Here is a 26,433-nt window from a genome sequence, read left to right as displayed (position 1 = left end):
TATGCCTACAACAGATGATTTAGCTGCACTCTTCGAGCGGCTAAATCAATCAAAATTTCGTCGTAATATTGCCCTTAATGCTAAAGATTATTTTTACCTGCAACAAAAAGGTAAACAAATTATTACTCAGCATGCAGTTGAATTTATTGCACAACGCTTAGCGCCTGCACAGCCTGTTAATGATGGTAAACAAACCCCATGGAAAGGCCATCCCGTGTTTGTAGCACAACATGCTACAGCTACTTGTTGTCGAGGTTGTTTACAAAAATGGCATGGTATTCCTAAAAACCAACCATTAACCTCTGCACAACAGCAATATATTGTTACGGTTATCATGTACTGGTTAGACTTGGGTAAAGTAAAATCAATAAAAAATACTAGTCGGAATTTATCCTTGCTATAATATATAGCTTTCATCAATTATCTTTACTAGGCATTTAGTGTGGATTTAGCTTCTTTTATTGCTCAATATGGTTATATTGCTATCGTTTTAGGCGCTATCATTGAGGGTGAAACAGTAGCTGTATTAGGCGGCATAGCAGCTAATACTACGTTAAGTTTACCTATGGTCTATTTTATGGCTTTTATAGGTGCTTGGCTTTGCGATTCTGTATTATTTTTAGTGGGTCATTATTACGGCCCTGCTATCATCGAAAAGTTACCTAAGCATAAAGATAAGATCGAAAAAGTAGAAACAATGATTCGCAAACATGATTTACTCGCTATTGTGTGCTTACGTTTCCTTTATGGATTAAGGACTATCGGACCTATCTCTATTGGCATAGCTGGTGTGAATAGTGTACGATTTATTATCTGTAATGCAGTAGGCTCCGCACTATGGTCGTCTATCTTTGTAACTATTGGTTATAGTGCTGGTAGAATTTTTCAAGAGCAATTACAAAAAATAGGCAATAATCTTTTCCCTGTCATAGTAATTGCAATAGTTGTATTTAGTATTTTCTTCTTAATACGAACGGTTATAGGTAGACGTCATCGTCATACTAAAAAAACTAATAGTGAGTAAAATTAATAAGTGTAATTTATTTTTACCATGGTAAATAACACAGTTGGTCTTCATACAGTTAGGGTTTATAAAGTACCATGTCAGAAAAAATGATTAGCTATACGTTTCCTATTGCAGGCCAAACGCTTAGCATCCGTGAAGCATTAGCCAGTGTACCCGAGCAACTTTCTGAGTCAACTAAACAAGCACTAAAAGAACGCATCAAGAAATTGCTCAAACGTGAAAATGCAGCATTAGTTGCTCATTATTATGTAGACCCAGAACTACAAGCACTGGCTGATGAAACAGGCGGTTGCGTGGCTGACTCATTGGAAATGGCTCGTTTTGGCCGCGATAATCCTGCCAAAACGCTGATTGTGGCAGGCGTTCGATTTATGGGTGAAACAGCTAAAATACTTAGCCCTAATAAACGTATTTTAATGCCAGACCTTAATGCTACTTGTTCCCTTGACCTCGGTTGCCCTGCCGAAGATTTTATTAAATTCTGTGATAAACACCCTGACCGTACGGTTGTAGTCTATGCTAATACCAGTGCTAAAGTTAAAGCACGAGCTGATTGGGTGGTTACTTCTGCTATTGCCTTAGATATTGTTAAAGCACTGCATGAACAAGGTGAAAAAATTCTGTGGGCACCAGACCAACATCTAGGCAGCTATATCCAAGAGCAAACAGGTGCTGATATGCTGTTATGGCAAGGTAACTGTATTGTGCATGATGAGTTTAAAGGGATTGAATTAGAGCAAATGCGCCAGCAATACCCAGATGCCAAAATATTAGTACACCCTGAATCACCACAGTCTGTAGTAGAACAAGCAGATGTAGTAGGCTCTACAACCCAATTAATTAAAGCGGCTCAACAGTTATCCGATAAACGTTTTATTGTAGCCACTGATCGTGGTGTGCTTTATAAAATGAAACTAGCCGCCCCCAATAAAGAATTTTTTACCGCCCCTACTGCTGGTAATAGCGCTACTTGTAAAAGCTGTGCAATGTGTCCGTGGATGGCGATGAATACCCTACAAAATCTTGCTGATACCCTAGAGCAAGGGATTCATGAAATTCATGTAGAACAAACCATTGCTGAACGAGCCCAGTTAGGTATTAATCGTATGTTGGATTTTTCTACCAATAGACAAATTAATGTTAAAGCTAGTGGCGATCTTGCCAAAGACCAAGCCTTATTTAGCAATGTAGGTGCCGTATAATGAGCCACTATCAATCACCTATTGGTGTACCCTATCAACACGATTTAGAAGTAGCTATTGAACGCAATGTTAATGATGCACTCGCTGAAGATGTAGGCTATTGCGATTGGACAGGATTATTAGTACCAGAAGATATTCGCCAAGCCTGTATTATTGTTCGTGAGGAAGCGGTACTCTGTGGTTTACCTTGGTTTTATCGAGTATTACGCAAAGTCGATCCCCGTATTCAAATGATTGCTAACTATCAAGAAGGTCAATTAATGACCCGTGATAGTACCGTAATAGAATTACAAGGCCCTGCCCGTTCATTAATGACAGCAGAACGTACCGCTTTAAACTTCTTACAATTACTGTCAGGTGTTGCTACTGCTACTCGCTACCATGTTAAAGCAGTAGAAGGTAGTAAAATAGGTATTTATGATACCCGTAAAACCTTACCAGGCTTACGTTTAGCCCAAAAATATGCAGTTATTGTGGGCGGTGGCTATAATCAACGCTTAGCTTTATATGATGGTATTTTAATTAAAGAAAATCATATTGCAGGCGCTGGTGGCGTTGCTGAAGCATTACAAGCTGCGTTTGCATTAAATAGTAATGTAGAAATTCAAATTGAAGTTGAAACCTTAGAACAGTTACAAGTTGCGCTAGATAATGGTGCCACTTCTATTTTATTAGATAACTTTACCCATCAAGCTATGCAAAAAGCAGTTTCTATTGCCAAAGGTAAAGCAGTGCTAGAAGTATCTGGCGGGGTTGATTTCACCATGTTACAAGCCATTGCAGCCACAGGTGTAGATCGTATTTCAATTGGTGCACTGACTAAAAATGTAAGAGCTACTGATTATTCAATGAGATTAGTATGATATAGCAACAGCCTGTTAGTTAACCTAACAGGCTACTCAATATACATTACCTACGTTTATTGTATATTAATCAATATTAAGGTATTGCTTTTCGTTACCCATCACTAAATGAACACTAATTTTTTGTTCAGTTGCTGTATAAAATTCCTCAGTATAACCCTCTTGATCTGTTGTACCACGCTTACTAGTACCATCCTCAAAATAAGCAATATAATCATAATTTGCATAAGGCTGTTGGTCATCATCAATAAATTGAAATCGCTTATTGTATTTATCAACTGTTTCTATTGGCATATTAACCTCTATTAGATAGAATCTTATTTACTTTAAGATAACTTAATCAATAATTATCAGGAATAATAATTAATTCCAATGAAGAACATCTATTAGTAAAAAACGTATAGCAAATATTATGCTTAATTTTTTCATTCTGCTTCTTTTACTTTAATAATATAGGTTTTATTAAATTCAGTACCACTTCCAAATAATCCTGTTGGTACCATATCTCCCTTTATTATTATAGTTATATCTTCTGGTGTTTTTGGTATACCATGAATAATAAAGCTATTATAAAAATTATCCTTTTTTCGGTTTACTTCAAACCACAGCTCATCAGGTTTCATAGAAACCTCAAAACCTCCTGCTGATACAGGACCAGAACCTCCTGCAATATCTATTTCAGCATAATAATTCTGTCCTACTATAGCATTTGGCAGAGTATCAGGAGTAAAAACTGCTTTTGGAGTACAACTACTTAATAGCATAATTAGAATTATGATATTTACATAAAAAATAATGATCTTCTTTTTCATAAATACTAAGGTATTTTAGTAAATACCATTCCTCCATATGTATGCTTCAAGAACTCTCCCAAAGTTATATCATCTTTTAAGTATTGTTTCACATTTCCCCATGAAAACATCTCTAACTCAACCAATGTTGATAAGCTAGTTGTAGTAGTTACTTCTGCACCTAAAGGATCTGTCAATTTTGCTCTTTTAACTCTTAATTTATCATTCCATGTTATCCAGTGACTTTTAGCACTCATCCCTAAGAAAGTTACACCTCCTTTTAGCATTGCTCCTGATATTAAGGTAATTAAATGCTGACTATCTGGTTTTATATAATGATTTAACTGACAAACATCTGCTAAGTTACTATGCCAGCTATAAGAAATATTATCAAATAATGTCCTACAACCTATTTTATGAAACCATTTCTCTATTGTTTCTGCCAGTGTAATACTTGAAATATTAACCATAGGTCCTGTTGGTTTATCTATAGAAAAAGTAGTATCTGTATCCACTAAACTAGCTAAACTTATCCAATCTATAGCAGGTACTCTTGCCATACCTGTGTCTCTAAAAAAATTATCTGGATGCTTTGCTCCCTTACTAGGTTTAATTTTTAAGGAGCCTATTTTGGTTTCACCCGTTTCCCATAACTCCTTTATTACTTGCTGATAAATATCTGGTCGATCTTTTTGTAAACAGTAAAAGAACGATGCTGCACCACATAGCATAGATCTATCTTGCCAAGGATAAAATTTTACTCGATTTCTTTCCTGTTGAGATTTTAGTATAGCTTGATTTTTAGGATCAGTCTTAGGAAGAGTATAATCAATTATTAATTCTGGTGGCACTGGCCTAGTCATTCTAATTTTTAATTCTGCTTCAACCTTTTCTTTAGTAAAAGGATCAAGCGGATCACCTATAGGATGTTCTTTAGCTTCAAATATTCTGGGTTTTGAGGATATATTTAATTTATAAGTATTTACTTGCCCCTCTTCAGCTTTTTTAGTGTCTTGGGCTGTTTCAAAATATCCAAATTCCCTTGAAGCCCCCCATTCTTTATCTGTTGTTTGAAAACCCTTTAGCGGCATTATTGCGGTCATAGGGTCTTGATTCATCTTGATATAGTCAACACCCACTTTGCGATAGAGGTTGATAGAGAGTATATAGCAGGTTTCTGGTGGGTCGCTAATTTCTAGTGAGGGATGGGATTGAGTTTTATAATCTGCTTGTAATGGGCGTTTACCTGTAGGTCTTAAAGCATAAGTTTCGTTACCCGACCAGTCCGTTTTATACAGCTCCATATCATAGTAAAGATTTTCAGAAGCTGTATTAGTTTTTATATGCGCAGAAATAGTGTATATAGTCATTTTGCTTTACCTGTTAGGTTGTAAGGAATTAAGGTAATAACAAAATTAAGCATTGGGGATTATCCTTTTCCAATTATTAACCCCTAATAACTGCTAAATACTGAGGGCAAGTATAAGCAAGTAAAGCTGACCTGTTCTATTATGGGTGACCAAACCCATACTCTATTTATCTAGATATACTGTAATAATTAAACATCACCCTTTTATAAAAAACAAGCGTTTCGTAAATCAGTAGAGATTTCTTATAATATTTCCATTATACTATTGGCCAACAAGTTTATTACCACCATTTATACAGGCTTTAGCTGTTCTAATTGGAATAAGCAATTGATTTCATTCACTCAGCAGTAAGAAGACACGGATGAGTTACGCAGATTTCTTTATTTTATTAAGTGCCTATATTGGTGTTTTTGTTATATTGGGGCTATTCTCTTGTGCAGTTGCTAGACTCCTTAAGAGGAGCGATTTTAGCAATGTTACTAATGCACCTATTTCATCCAATAAGATTCTTTTAACCTTATCAGTTGCTTGTTCTATATTATTAATAATTCCATTAATTGTTATTTGTGTGGTTGACCATCAACACTTTATGCTGCAACAAAAATACTGTGTTTATACGACAGTAGATACGGTGACTTTTTTTCAGGTATTACATTACCCTTCACATCATGTGTTTTTAACCATTACAGGTGGGTTATTTACCGTTCTAGGTTATTGCTTAGGTATTATTACTTATAACATTGGTTATAAACGACAAGTGGCGATGTTCTCAATTGTTATTGTGAATATTATTAGCTTTGCTATATTTTTAGTAGTAATGCATGATATTGCCTTACTTACTGAGCATTTAATTAGCTTTTGTCAGACTTTATCTGTAAAACCATAGATTCTCACTATAACCTGTAATAGTGATATTACAGGTTTAGTTACTAATACTGATTACTTCCCCACATTTAATACTAACTTTTTAAACTTTAATGCTTGTGGTGACAAAAATTTACCCCTGCGTTGGATAAGCCCATAATGCCGTTTAGGAAAGTAGTGCTCCATCGAAATTCCTGTTATTTCAGGATCATCTAGCTGACAGGCTTCCGTCACAATAGCAATACCCAGCCCTGCTTTCACATAACGTTTAGCTGCCTCACTACTGGAAACAGTTAATCTAATCGGGCATTCTAGTTGATGTTGTTGAAAAATAAACCTTACCGCCCACCATGTATAGGAGTGTTCAGGGGGTACGATTAGACCATATTGGGCTATTTCTCTTAAAGTAATTTCCCCTTCAGTAAACTTAGTTAAGGGATGATTAACAGGAATAATCAAAATAGGTGAAAACTCAAAAATAGGATAGAACAATAGATCATCATTTTCTGTCGATAAACTACCAATGGCAAAATCAGCTTCATCTGACATTAATAGATTGGGGATATCTTTAACAATGGTAGATTGGGTAATAATCCGAATAGCTGGGTATTGTTGGCAGAATGTTTTTAAGATATCAGGTAGTAAGTTTAATAATGCTGTCTCCCCTCCTACAATCTTTAAGTCGCCATGACTTAGCTCTTCACGGCTATTCAAAAATTGCTCAGGTAAACTTTGCACGCTGGCCACAATGGGTTTGGCCATTTCATAAAGTTGTTTACCATCGGGGGTAATTTGAATTTTTGGCCCTTTGCGTTCAAATAGGATGGTGTTTAGGTGTTGCTCTAATGTTTGTACTTGCAGTGACAGCGCAGGTTGACTGGTTTCTAAATCTAATGCGGCACTGGAAAAGCTACCATTTTCCACCACTGAGCAAAATGCTCTGATCGCTTTAAAAAATTGTCCTTTATAGAAAGTTGTTTTATCTACTTTCATTACACACCACCAATTATTAATTTTTAGTATAGTTTAAATACCATTTATAAATTATCTTTTGCTTGCTGTCAATAGCCCATCCCTCTTAGCATACCCCCAACAACAATATAAAGTCTGGATGGAGATTGTCATGCCTATTAAAATAACTGAATCAATAAGCAATGAAGCACAACAAATAATTACTCCCAAAGCGCTTGAATTATTAGAGCAATTAGAAAGTCGTTTTGGTGCAAGACGTAGAGCATTAATGGCCGATCGCCAACAAAGACAAACGGTATTAGATCAAGGTGGCAGTTTAGATTTTTTAGCTGAAACTAAACATATTCGTGAAGGTGATTGGCAAGGTGCTTCTATTCCTGCTGACATTCAAGACAGACGGGTAGAAATCACTGGCCCTGTTGATCGTAAGATGATGATTAATGCCCTTAACTCGGGTGCTAAAGTATTTATGGCGGACTTAGAAGACGCCCATAGCCCTACTTGGCAAGCCACCATTGATGGGCAAATTAATTTACGTGATGCCATTAATGATGAGTTAACCTATCAAAGCCCTGAAGGTAAAAACTATCAAGTTAACCCAGAACATGCCATTTTAATGGTGCGTGTGCGCGGTTTACATATGGAAGAGAAACATGCGTTATTAAATGAGCAACGGGTAAGTGGTTGCTTGTTTGATTTAGCCGTGTTCTTAACCAATAATGCACAAAATGCCTTACAACGTAATAAAGGGTTGTATTTCTATATTCCTAAAACTGAACATTATTTAGAGGCGCGTTTATGGGCTGAGATATTTAGTTTTGCGGAAGAGTTTTTGGCTATTCCTCATGGCACTATACGTTGCACACTATTAATTGAAACCATTCCAGCGGCTTTCCAAATGGAAGAAATTCTATTTGAATTAAAAGACTATATCGTTGGTTTAAATGCAGGCCGTTGGGATTATATCTTTAACTTTATCAAACGCTTTAGAAATCATGCGGATAAAGTATTACCTGAGCGTGCGCAAGTAACCATGACCACTCACTTTTTAAGAAGTTACTCAAAACTATTAATTGAGGTATGTCACAAGCGTGGTGTGCATGCAATGGGTGGTATGGCAGCACAAATTCCTATTAAAAATGATCCTGAAGGTAATGCGCAAGCAGAAGAAAAGGTACGTAATGATAAATTACGTGAAGTACAAGATGGTCATGATGGTACATGGGTTGCTCACCCTGCTTTAGTACCCATTGCTAAGAAAGTATTTGATGAATATATGCCAACCGCTAATCAAATTACTAAACAGCAACCTACACTGAATATTACTGCACAGGACTTACTCTCTATCCCAGAGGGTACTATTACTGCCGAAGGTATTAGTATCAATGTAAGTGCAGCTATGCGTTACATTAAAGCATGGCTACAAGGAAGTGGGGCAGTTCCTATCTTTAATCTAATGGAAGATGCGGCTACTGCGGAAATTTCACGGGCACAATTATGGCAATGGATTCGTGTGGCTGGCTTAACCAGTACTGATGGTGAAGCTATTACTTTACAACGTGTTCAACAATTAATTGATAAAGAAGCAGCCTACTTAAAAGAAAATACAGCTACCAATGAACATCAAAGTATTGAACAAGCAGCAACAATTATTCGTCAGTTAGTAGCCAATGATAGCTTTGAAGAATTTTTAACAACCCCAGCCTATGAGCTGATTTAACTTAAACCACAAACCTGTAGTACAACAATAATGAGTTGAGGAAATAACAATGATCAAACAACAAGTTGAAGCCTTAAAAAAAGACTGGGCAGAAAATCCAAGATGGAAAAATATTACTCGCCCTTATAGTGCTGAAGATGTAGTAAGACTGAGAGGCAGTGTACAAGTTGAATATACGCTCGCTAAAAAAGGCGCTGAAAAATTATGGGGCTTATTAAATGGTGGAGCTAAAAAAGGTTATGTTAACTCCTTAGGTGCATTAACAGGTGGCCAAGCTTTACAGCAAGCGAAAGCAGGTATTGAGGCAATTTATTTATCAGGCTGGCAGGTAGCGGCTGATGCTAATACTTCAGAAACGATGTACCCTGACCAATCTTTATATGCCTACGATTCTGTACCACAAATTGTACGTCGCATGAACAATACTTTTAAACGTGCTGATGAAATTCAATGGAAAGCGATTTGTGATGGCAAACTGGCAGAAGATAAAGCAATTGATTATTTCTTACCTATCGTAGCTGATGCCGAAGCTGGTTTTGGTGGTGTACTCAATGCCTTTGAGTTAATGAAGAATATGATTGCTAATGGTGCTGCAGGTGTTCACTTTGAAGACCAATTATCAGCAGTTAAAAAATGTGGTCATATGGGCGGTAAGGTAATTGTACCTACTCAAGAAGCAATTCAAAAATTAGTTTCTGCCCGTTTAGCGGCAGACGTAATGGGTGTACCTACTATTGTTCTAGCACGTACGGATGCTAATGCGGCTGATCTATTAACTTCTGATGCAGATCCATACGATCAACCCTTTATTGTAGGTCAACGTACGCCAGAAGGTTTCTATAAAACACGTGCGGGTATCGATCAAGCAATTGCACGTGGCTTAGCCTATGCACCTTATGCTGATTTATTATGGTGTGAAACAGCTACACCTAATTTAGATGAAGCTAGAAAGTTTGCTGAAGCTATTCGTGCTAAGTTCCCAGATAAACTATTGGCTTATAACTGCTCACCTTCTTTCAACTGGAAGAAGAATTTGGATGATGCTACTATTGCTAAATTCCAGCAAGAAATTGCGGACATGGGTTACCAATATCAATTTATTACCTTAGCTGGTATTCATAATATGTGGTACAACATGTTTGATCTAGCGTATCATTATGCTAGAGGCGAAGGTATGAAACACTATGTAGAACGCGTACAAGAGCTTGAATTTGCTGCTCAAGAACGTGGCTATACTTTCGCAGCCCATCAACAAGAAGTGGGCGCAGGTTATTTTGATGATGTGACAACAGTTATTCAAGGTGGTGAATCTTCTGTAACAGCATTAACGGGCTCTACTGAAGAACATCAGTTTTAACCCAAATACTACACCCAACTAGAGTGGGTTGGGTGTAGTATACTAATAAGAGCCTAACTCAGTAGGCGTAATAACAATAACAGGAAGGCTATGGAACTTACCGCACAAGCATTAGCTGATTTAATTCTAGCTGGCTTTAATCGCCATTTTAGAATTTTTACAGTTTATAATAAAAAAGCGGCACGTTATTTTGCAAAATCTTTATTTCAAGAAGCCTATCAAGCCTCTATTGAGCAAATCGATTTATACGACACACGCGTACAAGAGTGTCTTGATACTATTCGCGCTACTTTTAAAATTGATGTGTTAGATGAAGAACTATGGCAAGCCGTTAAAATAGCTTATATGCATAAGCTTTATAATCACTTGCAACCTGAGCTAGCAGAGAGTTTTTATAATTCTGTATTCTGCCAATTATTTAATCGCCATTATTATAATAATGATTATATTTTTTTTAACGCAGCTATTCATACCAAAGATATTCAAACGCGCTACCCTGATTATCGTAGCTATTACCCTACTGAAAATGATTTCACTAAAGAAGTTGAAAAATTATTAACAGAAATCCCTATTAAATTATCTTATGAAGATTTAGCTAGGGATACTGCACGGGTTGCGGCTGCTATTACGGAATATCAAAAACAATTTTCTAGTCTTAACAACTTTTTTCAAATTAATATCCTAACCCCTGTGTTCTATCGCAATAAGGGGGCTTACTGTATTGGTAGAATGGTTAATAACAATAAAATCTACCCTTTTGTTATCTCGTTGTTAACCCGTAATGACAGACTTTATGTAGATGCTTTTTTAGATGATGAATATGATATTTCTAATATCTTTAGTTTTGCACGGGTTTATTTTAAAGTAGATTTTCCTGTACCTTCTGCATTAGTGCGTTTCTTAAGAACACTACTCCCCAATAAAACCATTGCTGATTTATACACAGCGCTTGGTTTTCATAAGCAAGGTAAAAATGAATTCTATCGTGCCTTTATTTATCATTTACGTCATTCCACTGATAATTTTATTATTGCCCCTGGTATTGAGGGCATGGTGATGAATGTATTTACACTACCCTCTTATCCTTATGTATTTAAGCTGATAAAAGACCCTAGCCATATTAAAAAAGATATTCAACCTAAAGTGGTTAAAGACTGTTATCAATTGGTAAAACGTAAGGATCGGGTAGGTCGTATGGCTGACGTTTGGGAATTTTCCCATGTAGCCTTTCCATTAAATCGTTTTTCGGAACAATGTTTAACACAGTTACAGCAAACCTGCACTGATAGCCTAAGTATCGAAGGTGATTATTTAATTATTAAACACCTTTACATTGAAAGGCGGATGATCCCCCTTAATATCTATATCAACCAAGTAGATGATAAAGAACAACAACGTATTCTTAAAGAATATGGTCATGCTATTAAAGACATAGCTAATGCAGGTTTGTTTGCAGGTGATTTATTAATCAAAAACTTTGGGGTGACTAATCATGGTCGGGTAGTATTTTATGACTATGATGAAATTGTTCCTATGGAGCAATGTAACTTTAGAAAAATCCCTAAACCACAAACAGAAGAACAAGAAATGGCTTCTGAGCCTTGGTACACAGTTGGAGAAAATGATATTTTTCCAGAGGAATTTGAGTTTTATTTAATTACTGATCCCACCCAAAAACAATACTTTAAAAACAGTCATGGTGATTTACTTCAAGCCAGCTATTGGCAACACGTACAGCAAAACCTTAATAAAGGTGTACTGCCAGATGTATTTCCTTATAACTTGGAAAAACGTTTTACATTATAGCTTTACCACACCCTAACTAAAGCAATTATTTTAATAAATATACTCACAGAAAAATAATGATGAGAAATATTTTTGGCTAAATTATAAGGTTATACTTTGAGTCTCTCTCTTGTTGGCTTGGCGTTATTTATTAATATAGATGCAACTGGCCATTCCCTTTTCATTTATAATCGCTTATTAATTCGTTTTACTATTTTATTTTTTCTTAAACACATTGGTAAAGAAATATTATCACTCACAACTAATAACTCTGTCCCCTTTCTTTTTTCTGCAGCTGTATAACCTAAATAAAAATTATAGCGTTTATTACAACTATACAAATTTTTTATATCCTGTTCATTATCTGAAGTTAAAATCCACGGATAATCAAAATCCATTAGAAATTTAGCTAAGTACTGGTGTTCCTTTAAGGTATAAAAGTTTTCATACAGTAATTTCCCTTTCTTATAGTAAGGAGGATCAATACAAAATAAACCTTGTTTATTTGCTATATCTTTCTCGATAGTCTGAACAAAATCAATAGCATCTAAATTATAGATATGTATCTTTTCTCGATACTGCGCTACTTTAAGGATACGTTTAATAAGATTCGTCTTATTAAAACGACAATCTATCTTGTATTCACTTTCTTGCTGATAGCCACCAATAGGGCCACCTTTTAGAATACCAGAACGATTTGTCCTATTTAAAAAGAAAGAAGAAAAACCTAATACCAAAGAATCTACCTTAGCTTTACTTTGTTGAATTTCTTTTTGTCTATACCATTCATCCATCGTTACTTCAACAGACTGTATTCTATTAATAAAATTCTCTGTATCATTTAATATGGAATACCAAAATGCCCATATTGAGCGGTCTAGATCATTTAAAAAGACTTCATTAACATGACCTTCAAACAATAATGACAAAGCAAGCCCTGCACCACCAGCATAAGGCTCAATATAATATCCATTATTCAAATTATTATGATAAAGAATGGCATTAACCATCTCCATAATAGATGATTTACCACCGGGGTATCTTAGGGGGGAGTCTGTAACCGGCATAATCTATTTCTTTATGAAAACAGAGAAAAAGTAAGTTATCTTAGAACGTTTAATTATAAAAAGTTCAAATATTACTTATTTCCAATTCTTCTTTCGCCTTCAAATATATATCCTTCTATTAAAAAAAGGATTAAAGTAGCCTTATAGAAGCTTTACAAATCAAGCACTAAAGCTATTCACTTTAAATCCTTATAAAGTTTGATTCTATAAATTAGTTTTTCCATCAGAAAAAAAGTTATTAGTATATAACTAATAATTATAACTACATCTTTGATATATAAGAAACCAATCACAATTTTTAAGATTTTATACAGCTTTATTTTAATCAATTTACAGTAATATTATAAATCATTTGCTCTCAAACAACCATTTAAAAAATTGTCTGAAAGCAATAAAAAACCACACTGTTAAAAAAAATTACTTAAAAAAGCCAATTATTGGCTTTTTATCCATAATGTTCTTCTTCATAATCTTCAAGTTGCATACCAACCAATTGTTTTGTGCCAGCAATATTTTGTTCTGACTTTAACTTAATCATTAACCTCAAATCATTGGCCGAATCGGCACAAGCCAATGCAGACTCATAGCTAATTAGTCCTCGCTCAAATAAATCAAACAGTGACTGATCAAATGTTTGCATACCCAACTCAACTGAACGAGACATAATACCTTTAAGCTCTGTTACTTGCCCAGTACGAATCATATCTGAAACAATAGGTGTATTAAGTAATACTTCTATAGCCGCATGTCTGCCCTTTTCTTCTTTATCTGCAACTAATTGTTGTGCAACAATGGCTCGTAGATTTAAAGAAAGGTCTAACATAACTTGTGCATGACGTTCCGTTGCAAAGAAACTAATAATTCTATCCAATGCCTGATTAGCATTATTAGCATGGAGTGTAGCCAAACAGAGATGCCCTGTTTCAGCAAATGCTAATGCATATTCCATTGTTTGCCGCGTACGCACCTCACCGATCATAATAACGTCGGGAGCCTGCCGAAGCGTGTTTTTTAATGCTACTTCAAATGACTCAGTATCTAGCCCCACCTCACGTTGAGTAACAATACAATTTTTATTAGCAAATAAGTACTCCACAGGATCTTCAATAGAAATAATATGCCCTGTTGAGTGAGTATTACGATAATCCACCATAGCTGCTAAAGAAGTTGACTTACCTGCACCTGTTGCCCCCACAAACAGTACTAGGCCACGTTTAACCATAGCCAACTCTTTAACAACTTTAGGTAACTGCAAATTATCAATACTAGGTATATCCGTAACAATGCGCCTTAATACCATACCCACCATACTTCTTTGTATATAAGCACTTACACGAAATCGCCCTACATTTGGATAGCTCACTGCAAAATTACATTCTTGTGTTGCAGCAAATTCTTTTTGTAAACGCTCTGTCATGATTGAGCGCACAAGTTTTTTTAATACATCATTTGTTAATTTGTTTACAGGTAATGGCATTAATCTCCCATCAACCTTTATAGTAGGTGGAATTCCAACGGTTAAAAACATATCAGACGCTTTTTTATCCACCATAAACTTTAATAATTTCTCAACTTCCATTATAAAACCTACACATAAATTCAAAGACAAAGAAACACCAACTGCCCCTCAGGCCAGTTTTATAAAAGGGGATTTTGTAGATTTACGGATAACAATTAATTATTATTAATAGTATTTATGCCCTTATATTATTTCCTCACTAAATAAGCCTCTACCAACTCAGGCCTTTAAAAGATGCTTATCTCACCCAACATCACCCTTAACTCATTCTAGGCAAGATAAGCAGATATCATGCAGCTCCTTTTTCTTGTGCTGCTTTTAATAGTTTTATAAAACTTAAGCCAATCTCTTGAGATAAATCCAGCAATGGCCCCTTAGCTGTTGCCATAGCATTTACCAGACTACCTTCTTTATGTAATTTAACAGCCTTACCAGCACACATATGAAACTCTGCATGTTTTTGTTTTAATAACTCATACTCAGGCATGCCTTCGTACTTTTTTCCTAAACTATAAATCCATTGCCCAACATTACAAAGATTATCTGCTGTTACTTTAGTGAATTCGTAGTCTCCCACTCTACGCTCGAGTACTGCAACAAACCAATTTTCACGCCAGTCAATATGAGACTTAATAGCATCACCAATATAAAGTCCATTTAACATCATCTTATCTTTTGGTACAGTTAAAGGCTCATCCTTTCCTTTAATCAACCCCTCTAGCCAAGCTTCTAAGCTCATATTTTCCCTCCAATGAACTATTTACTTGCTCTAATATTTTTAAAATATAAATTTAAGTCCATAACAAAATTTGTAAATAAAGTAATCATATTTTTCAATATGATTACTTCTCTTATATTTGAAAACTAAATAAGAAGTGTATACTGCTTAAAACTATTAAAACTGAAGACCAGTCTCTATGTCGTGTAAGCTTCTACGAGCTAAGGCAAGATTAGATTTACTTTTATCTAACACAAAATAAAGGAAGATGTCTGGCTTTGAATGCATTGGACGAATAATGTGATATTGCTTACCTAAAGTAATTAACATATCTTCAATATAATCATCTAGCTTTAATGAGCGCATGGTTTTTAATTTAGCTCTTACTACCTCAGTATTACCTGCACAAGCTAATTCAATATCTAAACCAGCGCCAGCTTGCCCTAATACCATACCACTCTCAGAATCTACTAACGCAGCAACTAATGCTCCATCTGTTGTTAATAAACTCTCTAATGATTGTTTAATATTAGACGCCATTTTTTCCTCCAAACTTATATTAATAACTAAATGATGCGATCAATTATAGAAGCATTACCCTGTAAAATATCCACAACAGATTTAGCGCTATGAATAACTCTACCCAGTATTGCTTTTTTTGAGGCAACAATATTGAGGATCATTGGAAATGCTTCATGGCAAATATCCATTATAAGGACATAGCCATTATCACTTTCAATAATCATACTATGGTACTTTGTTCCTGTATTTGTTTCTTCAACCGACAAATTACCAATAGCAGACAAAGAACTAGCCATTGCCGCTAGCTTCGATGATTCAACTTGCTCAGTAGAATGAATAGCTACAGAAAAACCATCTTCTGTAGTTACCAAAGCAGTCTCTATTCCATTGTCTGCTTCTACTAGCTCTTTCAACAATTTATCAGCAGATACCTTTAATACTTTAGGTATTTCTGCTACTTTTTCTTTACTCATTTAACACCATCCACTACATCTTTTTTTGAATCTACGCATATAACTGTGTTAGCAATAGCTCTAAAACAAATAAAACATCTTGTTTCTCACGCACATCTGCAGGTACAACAGGGCATATCACCCCCTGAGATGCTAGATAACGAGCAAATTCATTAACTCTTGCTACATTATTCTTATTAGTTTTGCTAATACATACCACACAAGCCGTTTCTTCAATTAATTGGCTAAAATTCTCTAAATAAATAGATAAATCTTTAAAAGGATCTTTTCTTGTGTCATCCACTAAAATAATTAATCCTAAAGCTCCTTTAGATAACACCTTCCACATAAAAGAAAAACGCTCTTGCCCAGGTGTACCATAAATTCTCAGCCGCTCTTCTGCACTTAAGGAAACCTCACCATAATCAAAAGCAACCGTTGTTTTTTCTTTATCTACAGAATTATCAGTATTCATTACATCTGTAGACATGGGTTCAATTTCACTTACTGATGCAATAGCAGTAGTCTTACCAGCTCCCATCGACCCAGTAATAATTATTTTATGCTCTATCATTAATTACACTAATTCCAAAAAAGTCCTAAACGATTACGAATTTTATCTAACAAACCTCTTTTACTTGAAACATCAGCAGCATTTACATGCTCATTATTTTGAGTAACAGAACTATTAATAGATATATATTCGGCACACCCAGCATTCACAACTAAATCCACAAAGCAACGACATATTTCTTCGGATTTTCTGGAGATACTAACCAGCTCCTCAACTCCCATAGGACGTTTACTTAATAATGCAGATAAAATAGGATAAGCTGTATTTTTTGCAATAATTTCTGCTGTTGGCCATTGCAAAAGCTTTAACTTTTTAGAATTATTTGAAATAACATTATTATTTTTAATTGACTGATTAGAAAGTTGTGTTAAAACATCTTCAACAGTTTTTAATTTATCTATCAAACTTGTTGCTTTTAATGGTGTTTCAACATAAATAATATGGTAATTATCATTACAGAAGTCATTATTAAATGATAGAACAACTTTAATATTATTTGGAATAACCTGCAGGGCATCACTATCTGTATCTTTTCCAACAACGAGTAAATTGCTATCTATTCCATCACTACTCACCCATTTTGCATTTCCTCTACTGTTATAAAGCACAATAATAGACTGCAAAAAGATATGATCTCTATTACTTAAAGATAATGTTGAATAATATACTGTTTTCATTTCAGTTTAAAACTGGCCTAAAAACCAACTCTCCCTGCAGAACAAAGTTAGCAAGCTTTTAGGCCATTCCCCCCCCCGAGGTAATTAAAACTATAATTAAGCTTAAACTTTTAAATAGAAAATATGTAACATGCTTGAAAGAATTTAATAATCCTTAGCTTATTCTCTGAACTTTCTGTTGAAACTTTCCCATCAAAAGAAAACTTCTACCCTCTTTAAGTTTTGAAAAAGAATAACAAATAAAATCGCTCTTGGCCAGAATATTTTAATTTTTTTAACTTTCAATAAAATCAATTAGTTACATTCAAAAAGCACTCTTTTCCAGCCCTAAAAAAACAAACTTTTTAATCACTAACTTTTTGATATATATATATTTAATTTGTAAAATTAGCTTAATTTTATTTAAAAACTAATTATTTTTTATTTTTCTTTAATTATTTTCATGATGCTCTTTTTTATTAATATATTAATAAAAAACCAAACAATTTTTACTTGGCTTTTTTATTGCTAAAATCAGTTAATTTTATTTATTAAACTGAATATAAACACTTGCCCTTATACCATCTCGTTCTGTATCTATCTCTTTACTTATCCACTCTGATGAAAGGATTTGTTTTGTAGCCTCCCATTTAAATGGTTGCTGGCTATAGGGATTGTTAGCTTTATCGCCTAAGTTAGTTAAAAATACAGGGACTTGTTGTTTAGTAATAGCTGCTTGTTTAATTTTTAGCTTGGCATTAATTAACCAGAGGTAGTTATTAAGGTCGTAAAAACGATGTAAGTAGGGTGTAAATTCGTCTTCCTCTAAACTTAAACCTGCTAGTAAATTAGTGGCTCCATACTTTTTATAAAGTTGCTCTATACTAAGGGTTGTTTTTGGAAAGCTTTTATCAGTTTGATATTGTTGTGCTGCATCTGGTAGGGTTAGATTAGCTTTATAAATAATTTTTTGCATCTGTTGATAAACTAAGTTCATTGTTACGTTTTTATCTATTTTTAGGGGGTAGCCTAACTTTCTAGCTTGCTCTAAATATTGTTTGGATTGTTTATAAAAGCCTATTTTATACATGTCATCGATAGTTTGTTGGAGACTTCGCTCGTTAGTAAAATAATAAAACAATAATACAAACTGCTGCTCTTTTTTAACAATATCAGCAAAGCTTTGTTGTTGTTTATCGGATAAAGGTTGGAGTAACTTAATAAGTTGCGGATCATCTAAATAAGAGGCTACTTGTGGGCTATCTAATAACGCTTGTAAGGTATGATAACTGATTGATAGTTGCCTTACTGCAATCATTCCTCCAATAAGATAATCACCACCTAATAATTTATCTTTAGCAAAATCAATTTCTTGTTGGATAATAGTTAAACCTTGTTTAACTCGTCCCTCATTTATCTCAAAAACTGCCTGCGCTAAGTTTAATTGGGACGCAAACAGTATATAGTGATAAGGTGCTAATGGCATTTCAACAACACTACTATAAGCCTGAAAATTAGGTAGTTTTATTAAGTTTTGATAACGTGCTAATAGTATTTTATTTTTTTCTATTAATTGAATTAACCGTTCTTTATCTTTTAGCACTTCTTCAACACAATATTGTTTGGCTAGTGATGCACAAGGAAATTGATATTTACCCAGCAAAAAATGTAACTCATAGTTTTTACCAAAATAATTTTCAGGCGTATCAAACTGTTCAAGTAAGCTATTATCATTATTTTTTACTGCTTGTTGTAATAAGCGGTTGTTATTAAGAATTACCCGTTTAGCAACAGTAAAAAGGTTTTCACTTTTTGGCCCATTAATGCTGAGTAATGATACATAGCCATTTTGCTCCATTGCTTTTTCATCAATATCTGACACTACTAATAGTTGCTTTACTTCTGGCAATAAAGATATCTTACTTGTCTCTTGTGCAATGACAGGTGTGATAATAAATAGTCCTGCCATTAGTATTTTTCTTATCTGCATAGATAAGCTCCCTTTTTGACTATAACCTAATTTATTAACTATTTTTTATTAGATAGGTAGTTATATCATAAAGTATATAACTAAGATAATTATGAAACTTATTTTTGATCAAAAAATTCTTGGCTTTTTATTCTTTTATTTAATCGATAGGGGCTAAATACAATAAGAAATGAAGAAGATAAGGAGCCAAATAAGAACAAGCTTGATCTAAAAATATAGATCAAGCTTGTAATACGTTGTCAGCTAGTTAGATTAGAACTGTATTTTAGCACTAACATCAACTAAACTTCTACGGGCCAATGCAAGATTTGATTTAGCTCTATCTAATACAATGTATAAGAAAATATCTGGTTTATTTTCTAATGGACGAATAATATGATATTGCTTACCTAAAGTGATTAGAATATCTTCGATAAAGTCATTAAGTTGTAATGATTTCATGGTTTTAAGTTTTGCACGAACTACTTCTGTATTACCCGCACAAGCTAATTCAATATCAACACCTGAACCAGCATTACCTAGCATCATACCGCTTGAAGAATCTACCAATGCAGCACACATTGCACCATCAATACTTAATAAACTATCTAAAGACTCTTGAATGTTAGACATTTGTTTCTCCTATTAATAAATTAAAAAAAATTACACTCTGCTTTTAACTAAATTTTTTGTTAAAAGCATCTACTACACCCCTGGCATGATAAAGCAACTGCCCTAAAACAGTATTTTTTGAAGCTACAATATTAAGAATCATTGGAAATTTATCACAAGCCACATCCATAATTACGATATAACCACGGTCGCTTTCAATAATAAGACTCTGATAATGTGTGCCCAAATTAGACTCAGAAACTGACATATTACTAATAGCTGACATTGAGCTTGCCATTGCTGCTAATTTTGACGAATCAACTTCACCAACTGATTCTACTGCAACTTCAAATCCATCCTCAGTTGTTAAAATAGCACTTTCAATACCACAATCTGTTTGCATCAATTGGTTTAAGATTTTGGCAGAAATCATTTGAACTACTTTTGGAATAACGACTTGTTGATTTTCACTCATTTACCATTACTCATAAATTAATTATTACTTGGATTTATCAATTACACATATAATTGAGTAAACAATAAATCCAATACCATAAGTACATCTTCTTTTTCACGTATATCGACGGCCACAACAGGACAAACTAATCCTCTCTGCCCTATAAAAGAAGCAAACTCATTAACACGAGATGTATTGCTTTTATCAATTTTTGTAAGACAAATCACACAGCTTTTTTCACTGATTAATTGCTTAAAATTTTCTAAATAAATACACAAATCACTAAACGGATCTGGTCGTGTATTATCAACAAGAATGATTAGTCCCAAAGCGCCTTTTGCTAAAACTTTCCACATAAAAGAAAATCTTTCTTGCCCTGGTGTCCCATAAACTCTAAGCCGTTCACCTTCTGCTATAGTCACCTGACCATAATCAAATGCTACGGTTGTCTTTTCTTTGTCAACAGTCGCATCTGTATTAGTCACATCTGTAGAAACAGGTGTAATTTCACTGACAGCCGCAATTGCTGTTGTTTTGCCAGCGCCTACTGTGCCTGTAATAAGTATCTTATGTTCGATCATCATTATTTCAATAATCCTAAACCAGCTCGAATTCTGTCTAAAAATCCTCTTTTAGGCGCATCGCTAGTCTTTGGTTGTTCAAGTTTTTGCATTGCATCTTCAGCAAGATAGGCAGCATCTCCGCTATCAAGCACTTGCGCAATAAAGGAATAACAAATATCTTCTGGTTTTCTAGAAATATCAGCTAGCTCTTGTAATGTCATTGCGCGCTTGCTTAATAGTGCTGACAGAATTGGATAAACATTATTAGTAGCAAGCACTTCGGCTCTAGGCCACTGCAATAAAACTACCCTGTTGCTCGGCATTTCTTGAGCTTTATAATCACCATTATCTAGCCCTTTTAACGCACTTTCTGCTTGACTGATCTTATCAATAAGTTCTGTTGCTTTGATTGGGCTAGCAATATAGAAAATCTTGCAGTTCTTTCTTTGAATATCAATATTAAATGATAGAGCTACCTCTACATGCTCAGGTATAGCTAATACCTGCTCCTTCGTAGCCTCTTTACCAATTATTAATATATCGTATTGGGTGTCATCTTGAGTCCATGATGCATTACCTCTTGTATTGTACATAACAAGAATAGAATGCAAAAATATTCGCTCACGACTTGTCAGAGATAATGTTGAATAACGTACCATTTCTATTTCCAAACTTAAAAATCAAACCAAATAACTAGCGCTAGTTACAAAACCTTAAACTATCCTTAGTAGGTGGTGATACTCCTATTGTTACTAGCTAATTAGGGAAAATTAAGCTCTCTATGAAACAATACCTTACAACATCACTTTCCATTTCTAAAAACTACAGATTGTTTAATAGCTAATTTCCAAGGTAAAAATTAGGTATGGAAATATAGTAAAGAACTAAAAACATAAAATTTATGTTTTTATGACTTAAGTCATAGTTATTAAACAAACGGCATGATAAGCAATTTAATACAAAATGTAAATACCATATGGTAATAGATATTTTTTATTTACTTTTCATTATCTTGCATTTTTAGCTTTTCTAACAACGTTTCAATAGTAGTAAAACGTTCTTCTGCTTTCTCCATAGGTATTTGGAATTTAAAGGTAGTACCACCTTCAAATTTATAGCGATTAGGTTGGCTTTGGATCAGTTTAATCAGTGTTAATGGATCAACACTGGTATTAGCTGAAAACTCTACTTTACCACCTTGGGGACCTGCATCTATTTTAGTAATGCCTAGTTGTTCTGCCTCTATTTTTAGGCGTGTTTGTCTAATAAGATTTTTTAGTGGTTCAGGTAGTAAACCAAAACGGTCTATCATTTCCACTTGCAACTCTTTTAGTTCATCTTCACTGGCTGCTGATGCAATACGCTTATAAAGAATTAAACGATTATGCACATCAGGTAAGTAATCCTCTGGAATTAACGCAGGTAGCCGTAGGTTAATATCAATACCTGTACCCAGTGGTTGTTCTAGGCTTGGCTCTTCTCCTTTTTGAATCGCTTTAACAGCACGCTCTAACATATCCATATAGAGTGAGAAGCCCACCGCTTGGATTTGACCACTTTGTCCCTCACCTAACAGCTCACCCGCACCACGTATTTCCATATCGTGAGTGGCCAACACAAAACCTGCACCTAAGTCTTGAGCATTAGCAATAGCTTCTAGGCGCTTTTGTGCATCATCCGTCATGCTCTTTTTAGAAGGTGTTAGTAAGTAGGCATAAGCTTGGTGATGGCTACGCCCTACTCGACCACGCAGTTGGTGAAGTTGTGCTAAACCAAATTTATCTGCTCGCTCAATAACAATAGTATTAGCACTAGGTACATCGATACCTGTTTCAATAATAGTAGAAGCAACTAGCACATTAAAACGTTTATGGTAGAAGTCTGCCATTACTTGTTCTAATTCGCGCTCACGCATTTGGCCATGCCCTATTCCTATTCTAGCTTCAGGTACTAACTCCGCTAAATCAGCTGCACATTTTTCAATGGTTTTAACATCATTATGTAAATAATAAACCTGTCCACCACGTAATAACTCACGTAGTAAGGCTTCTTTAATTACAGCATTTTGCTGTTCCATCACAAAAGTACGCACAGATAAACGACGCGCAGGTGGTGTTGCAATAATGGATAAATCACGCATACCCGACATAGCCATATTTAAGGTACGGGGGATAGGTGTTGCGGTCATGGTAAGTACATCAACTTCACTACGTAATGCTTTGAGACGTTCTTTTTGACGTACCCCAAAGCGATGTTCCTCATCAATCACCACTAAACCAAGATTTTTAAATTTAACATCTTCTTGTAATAGTTTATGCGTTCCTATCACAATATCTATTCTGCCTTCAGCCAATTCCTCTACCGCTTTATTGATTTCTTTGGTAGATTTAAAACGACTTAATACTTCAACTTTAACAGGCCAGTCAGCAAAGCGGTCACGAAAACTATTATAGTGTTGTTGTGCTAGCAAGGTAGTAGGCACTAATACCGCCACTTGCTTACCACTTTGCACAGCAATAAAAGCAGCACGAATAGCCACTTCTGTTTTACCAAAACCAACATCGCCACAAATTAAGCGATCCATTGGTTTACCTGCTGTCATATCTTCTACAACAGCATCAATAGCTGTTTGTTGATCCACTGTTTCTTCAAAGGGGAAGCCAGCCACAAAAGCAGCATAATCTGTTTCAGGTTTGGTAAAAGCAAAACCTTTACGAGCAGCACGACGGGCATAAATATCTAATAGTTCAGCCGCTACATCTCGTACTTGTTCAGCGGCTTTACGACGTGCTTTTTGCCATTGCTCTGAACCTAAGCGATGTAGTGGTGCTAATTCATCATCTGCCCCTGTATAGCGAGCAATCAAATGTAAGTTTGCAACAGGTACGTAAAGTTTTGCACCCTCTGCATATTCAAGCATTAAAAATTCTTGTGGTTGCTCTTCTACTTCTAAGGTAACTAATCCTTGATAACGACCTACCCCATGGTCAATATGAACAACAGGTGCACCTTCCCTTAATTCAGTGAGGTTCTTAACAATATTTTCATTGGTTACTTCACCGCGTTTTTGACGGCGGCGACGCTGCATAATTTTTTGCCCAAATAATGGCGCTTCAGCAATTAAAGCAATTGCTGGTTTTGCTAACACTAACCCCTCATCAAGATTAGCAATCGTAATAGCTATTGGCTCAGAACTGTCAACAAAAGCTTGCCAACTTGGTACTTCTGTTGGGCGGATTTTTAACCGTGCCAATAGTTCTAATACAACTTCACGACGACCTGCTGTTTCTGCTGTAAATAATAGTCGGCCATCAAATTGTTCAATAAACTGGCGTAACTTACCAAGTGGTTCAGTAGCACGTGACTCAACGGCTAAATCTGGTAGTGGTTCAACAGCAAAGTTTTGTTTATTATTACCTTGTTCTACTGTAGTTGCTTGTACCACAATTCTAGGCCATTTCTTTAATTGCCCAAAACATTCGTCAACCGCTAAAAATAATTGCTTAGGCTCTAGAATAGGTCTTTCAATATCGTAGCGACGATCTTCATAGCGGTTTTTGACATCACGCCAAAAATGTTCACTGGCCTCCTCTACCTTAGGTAAGGAGAACACTTGAGTATCATCAGGTAAATAATCAAATAAGGTAGCCGTTTGTTCAAAAAACAAGGGGGCATAGTATTCAATGCCTGAAGGCGTAATACCTGTTGCTAAATCTTGGTAAATAGGACAGCGACGATAGTCCACATCAAACTGATCTTTAAAACGTTGTCTAAACTCTTTGATCGCTTGCTTATCTAACGGAAACTCATGGGCTGGTAGCAGGTCAATACTATCTACTTTATCAATAGAGCGTTGTGTTTCAGGGTCAAAGGTACGTAATGTTTCTATTTCATCATCAAATAAATCAATACGATAAGGCACATTACTGCCCATCGGAAATAAATCAAATAAAGCACCACGTACAGCAAACTCACCATGTTCATACACTGTATCAACACAGCGATAACCTGCATTTTCTAGGCGACTGCGCATTTCCTCAACATTTATTTTATCGCCTATTTTCACCACTAAGCCACTGCCTAATATGAATGAAACAGGGGCAATGCGTTGTAATACGGTGGTGATGGGTACAACTAAAATACCTTGCTTAACACTAGGTAGCCGATAAAGTGTTGCAATACGTTGTGAAATAATATCTTGATGTGGTGAGAACACATCATAAGGTAGGGTTTCCCAATCAGGAAAGTTAAGAATTGTAAGTGTTGGAGCAAAAAACTTTAATTCACGGGTCAGTCGATCTGCTGTTAAACTATCAGGAGTTAATAATAAGGTGAAATGTTGGTTGGTTAAAGCAGTTTCTGCAACTGCTAAACTGAGTGAAGCACCCACCAATCCACCCCACTCAACTTTACTTGAGTTCTTTGATAGCTTTGGAAGAGATAGTACGGACACGAAACAAAGACTCCAAGACTGACTGAGAAATTGGGCATTATACACTAAGAAATTTCTTATTTATTATACAAAATTACTCTAGTAATCTACTTATAAACACTTTTCTTATTATTTATATTTATAAAACTATCCATTTAAATAGACACCGATTGTATACCCTAATATCCATAGCTCTATTTCCCCCAAAATCTATCTTTCATTGATCTGACTATTAATCACTATCCTAGCCATTGGTTGTAGAGCGCTAACTATCACTAGCTTGTTATAATGAAGCAAAGTAACATAATAATTTTAACCATAGCACTTACTTTAGATAATCCCCTAAGAGGTAATAAAATGGATAATGATGCACAAAAAATGTTTAACCAATATAAAGACCTATTCAGTCAATTTGAAAAAAACATGAAACCTTATCAGGACATGTTTGGCCAGTTTGAAAAGAATATGAAACCCTATAAAGATATGTTTAGCCAATTTGAGAAAAACATGAAGCCTTACCAAGACATGTTTAATCAATTTGAAAAGAACATGAAACCCTATAAAGATATGTTCAGCCAATTTGAAAAAAACATGCAAGGCTATCAACAAATGTTTAAACAATTTGAACAAAACATGAAGCTATACAATCAAGTTGATGACGCTTCAAAACCTTATCAAGAAATGTATAGCCAATTTGAAGCATGCATGAAACCTTATCAGGATATGTATAAAAAATTCCAAGAACATATGCAATCTTGCACAGAAATGTTTACACAAATGACTGATTCTGCTGTTAAACCAAGCAAAACTAAAAAATAATCACTACCTGCTAGCCTAAGCTGTATTGTTAAAAATAATCACAGCTTAAGCTTAATCTTTAAGTCACTTATACAATACCCAACTATTTTTTTATAAGGTAATAAATATACTTACATTATTAC

General features: G+C 35.0%; 26 protein-coding genes. 9 read left to right on the top strand and 17 right to left on the bottom strand.

Translation table 11 applies throughout. The features are described 5' to 3' along the window. The first annotated feature begins 1 nt into the window (after position 1). The 4 genes from MTZ49_RS09745 to nadC all read left to right on the top strand — a co-directional run bounded on the left by MTZ49_RS09745 (position 2) and on the right by nadC (position 3,092). Complete coding sequence (locus tag MTZ49_RS09745) at positions 2-403, top strand: DUF4186 domain-containing protein (protein ID WP_264745363.1); 402 nt, start codon at positions 2-4, stop codon at positions 401-403. 39 nt (positions 404-442) lie between these two features. Continuing rightward, entirely contained in the window at positions 443-1,024 is a 582-nt protein-coding gene (locus MTZ49_RS09740; RefSeq protein ID WP_264745362.1) for a DedA family protein, read from the top strand. A gap of 89 nt (positions 1,025-1,113) precedes the next feature. Continuing rightward, positions 1,114-2,229 carry a quinolinate synthase NadA gene (gene nadA / locus MTZ49_RS09735; RefSeq protein WP_413774189.1) on the top strand — a complete coding sequence of 372 codons (1,116 nt, stop codon included), beginning with the start codon at positions 1,114-1,116 and terminating at the stop codon, positions 2,227-2,229. Then, positions 2,229-3,092: a carboxylating nicotinate-nucleotide diphosphorylase gene (nadC, locus tag MTZ49_RS09730; RefSeq protein WP_264745360.1), complete on the top strand. Its 864-nt coding sequence runs from the start codon at positions 2,229-2,231 to the stop codon at positions 3,090-3,092. Before nadA ends, nadC begins: the two co-directional genes overlap by 1 nt. Positions 3,093-3,158: 66 nt before the next feature. Here nadC and MTZ49_RS09725 read toward each other — a convergent pair whose 3' ends face one another. The 3 genes from MTZ49_RS09725 to MTZ49_RS09715 all read right to left on the bottom strand — a co-directional run bounded on the left by MTZ49_RS09725 (position 3,159) and on the right by MTZ49_RS09715 (position 5,253). Continuing rightward, a complete protein-coding gene (locus tag MTZ49_RS09725) occupies positions 3,159-3,386 on the bottom strand; it encodes a hypothetical protein (RefSeq protein WP_264745359.1) in 228 nt (75 codons plus the stop codon). A gap of 131 nt (positions 3,387-3,517) precedes the next feature. Beyond that, the gene (locus MTZ49_RS09720; protein ID WP_264745358.1) at positions 3,518-3,904 is read right to left on the bottom strand and encodes a hypothetical protein; all 387 of its coding nucleotides are present in this window, start codon (positions 3,902-3,904) and stop codon (positions 3,518-3,520) included. Between the two features lie 5 nt (positions 3,905-3,909). Then, positions 3,910-5,253, bottom strand: coding sequence for a hypothetical protein (locus tag MTZ49_RS09715; protein WP_264745357.1), 1,344 nt, complete (start codon positions 5,251-5,253; stop codon positions 3,910-3,912). 361 nt (positions 5,254-5,614) lie between these two features. Here MTZ49_RS09715 and MTZ49_RS09710 point away from each other — a divergent pair, with 361 nt between their 5' ends. Continuing rightward, entirely contained in the window at positions 5,615-6,139 is a 525-nt protein-coding gene (locus MTZ49_RS09710; RefSeq protein WP_264745356.1) for a hypothetical protein, read from the top strand. A gap of 53 nt (positions 6,140-6,192) precedes the next feature. On the opposite strand, the gene MTZ49_RS09705 is transcribed toward MTZ49_RS09710, so the two are convergent. Continuing rightward, positions 6,193-7,110: a LysR family transcriptional regulator gene (locus tag MTZ49_RS09705; RefSeq protein ID WP_264745355.1), complete on the bottom strand. Its 918-nt coding sequence runs from the start codon at positions 7,108-7,110 to the stop codon at positions 6,193-6,195. A gap of 130 nt (positions 7,111-7,240) precedes the next feature. On the opposite strand from MTZ49_RS09705, the gene aceB reads away from it, so the two are divergent. From aceB to aceK, 3 genes are all read left to right on the top strand, one after another. Continuing rightward, entirely contained in the window at positions 7,241-8,809 is a 1,569-nt protein-coding gene (gene aceB, locus MTZ49_RS09700; RefSeq protein WP_264745354.1) for a malate synthase A, read from the top strand. Between the two features lie 49 nt (positions 8,810-8,858). Then, complete coding sequence (aceA, locus tag MTZ49_RS09695) at positions 8,859-10,166, top strand: isocitrate lyase (protein ID WP_264745353.1); 1,308 nt, start codon at positions 8,859-8,861, stop codon at positions 10,164-10,166. 90 nt (positions 10,167-10,256) lie between these two features. After that, entirely contained in the window at positions 10,257-11,972 is a 1,716-nt protein-coding gene (gene aceK, locus MTZ49_RS09690; protein WP_264745352.1) for a bifunctional isocitrate dehydrogenase kinase/phosphatase, read from the top strand. Positions 11,973-12,136: 164 nt separating this feature from the next. On the opposite strand, the gene MTZ49_RS09685 is transcribed toward aceK, so the two are convergent. The 13 genes from MTZ49_RS09685 to mfd all read right to left on the bottom strand — a co-directional run bounded on the left by MTZ49_RS09685 (position 12,137) and on the right by mfd (position 25,513). Continuing rightward, on the bottom strand, positions 12,137-13,018 hold the full coding sequence (locus MTZ49_RS09685) for a DNA adenine methylase (RefSeq protein ID WP_264745351.1): 882 nt from the start codon (positions 13,016-13,018) through the stop codon (positions 12,137-12,139). Positions 13,019-13,463: 445 nt separating this feature from the next. Next, the gene (locus MTZ49_RS09680) at positions 13,464-14,597 is read right to left on the bottom strand and encodes a PilT/PilU family type 4a pilus ATPase (RefSeq protein ID WP_264745350.1); all 1,134 of its coding nucleotides are present in this window, start codon (positions 14,595-14,597) and stop codon (positions 13,464-13,466) included. A gap of 229 nt (positions 14,598-14,826) precedes the next feature. Further along, positions 14,827-15,276: a CZB domain-containing protein gene (locus tag MTZ49_RS09675; RefSeq protein ID WP_264745349.1), complete on the bottom strand. Its 450-nt coding sequence runs from the start codon at positions 15,274-15,276 to the stop codon at positions 14,827-14,829. Positions 15,277-15,432: 156 nt separating this feature from the next. Next, positions 15,433-15,795, bottom strand: coding sequence for a hypothetical protein (locus MTZ49_RS09670; protein ID WP_264745348.1), 363 nt, complete (start codon positions 15,793-15,795; stop codon positions 15,433-15,435). A 26-nt stretch (positions 15,796-15,821) separates the two neighbouring features. Further along, positions 15,822-16,250 carry a roadblock/LC7 domain-containing protein gene (locus tag MTZ49_RS09665; protein ID WP_264745347.1) on the bottom strand — a complete coding sequence of 143 codons (429 nt, stop codon included), beginning with the start codon at positions 16,248-16,250 and terminating at the stop codon, positions 15,822-15,824. Positions 16,251-16,281: 31 nt separating this feature from the next. Next, positions 16,282-16,803: a GTP-binding protein gene (locus tag MTZ49_RS09660; protein WP_264745346.1), complete on the bottom strand. Its 522-nt coding sequence runs from the start codon at positions 16,801-16,803 to the stop codon at positions 16,282-16,284. An 8-nt stretch (positions 16,804-16,811) separates the two neighbouring features. Continuing rightward, positions 16,812-17,480 carry a hypothetical protein gene (locus tag MTZ49_RS09655; protein WP_264745345.1) on the bottom strand — a complete coding sequence of 223 codons (669 nt, stop codon included), beginning with the start codon at positions 17,478-17,480 and terminating at the stop codon, positions 16,812-16,814. 523 nt (positions 17,481-18,003) lie between these two features. Continuing rightward, on the bottom strand, positions 18,004-19,449 hold the full coding sequence (locus tag MTZ49_RS09650) for a hypothetical protein (RefSeq protein ID WP_264745344.1): 1,446 nt from the start codon (positions 19,447-19,449) through the stop codon (positions 18,004-18,006). A 252-nt stretch (positions 19,450-19,701) separates the two neighbouring features. Beyond that, positions 19,702-20,061 (bottom strand): hypothetical protein, encoded by a 360-nt coding sequence (locus MTZ49_RS09645; protein ID WP_264745343.1) that lies wholly within the window; start codon positions 20,059-20,061, stop codon positions 19,702-19,704. A gap of 43 nt (positions 20,062-20,104) precedes the next feature. Then, a complete protein-coding gene (locus tag MTZ49_RS09640; RefSeq protein ID WP_264745342.1) occupies positions 20,105-20,515 on the bottom strand; it encodes a roadblock/LC7 domain-containing protein in 411 nt (136 codons plus the stop codon). 41 nt (positions 20,516-20,556) lie between these two features. Continuing rightward, complete coding sequence (locus MTZ49_RS09635; protein WP_264745341.1) at positions 20,557-21,081, bottom strand: GTP-binding protein; 525 nt, start codon at positions 21,079-21,081, stop codon at positions 20,557-20,559. Then, positions 21,081-21,719: a hypothetical protein gene (locus tag MTZ49_RS09630; protein ID WP_264745340.1), complete on the bottom strand. Its 639-nt coding sequence runs from the start codon at positions 21,717-21,719 to the stop codon at positions 21,081-21,083. The genes MTZ49_RS09635 and MTZ49_RS09630 overlap by 1 nt, the downstream gene beginning before the upstream one ends. A 338-nt stretch (positions 21,720-22,057) precedes the next feature. Then, positions 22,058-25,513: a transcription-repair coupling factor gene (gene mfd / locus MTZ49_RS09625; protein ID WP_264745339.1), complete on the bottom strand. Its 3,456-nt coding sequence runs from the start codon at positions 25,511-25,513 to the stop codon at positions 22,058-22,060. A gap of 336 nt (positions 25,514-25,849) precedes the next feature. Between mfd and MTZ49_RS09620 the strand changes: the two genes are divergently transcribed. After that, the gene (locus MTZ49_RS09620) at positions 25,850-26,311 is read left to right on the top strand and encodes a hypothetical protein (RefSeq protein WP_264745338.1); all 462 of its coding nucleotides are present in this window, start codon (positions 25,850-25,852) and stop codon (positions 26,309-26,311) included. Positions 26,312-26,433 lie beyond the last annotated feature (122 nt).

The sequence above is a fragment of the Entomomonas sp. E2T0 genome, assembly GCF_025985425.1.
Classification (GTDB): domain Bacteria; phylum Pseudomonadota; class Gammaproteobacteria; order Pseudomonadales; family Pseudomonadaceae; genus Entomomonas.
Note: the sequence above shows the minus strand (reverse complement) of the source record. Positions and strands in the feature narration are given on the sequence as shown.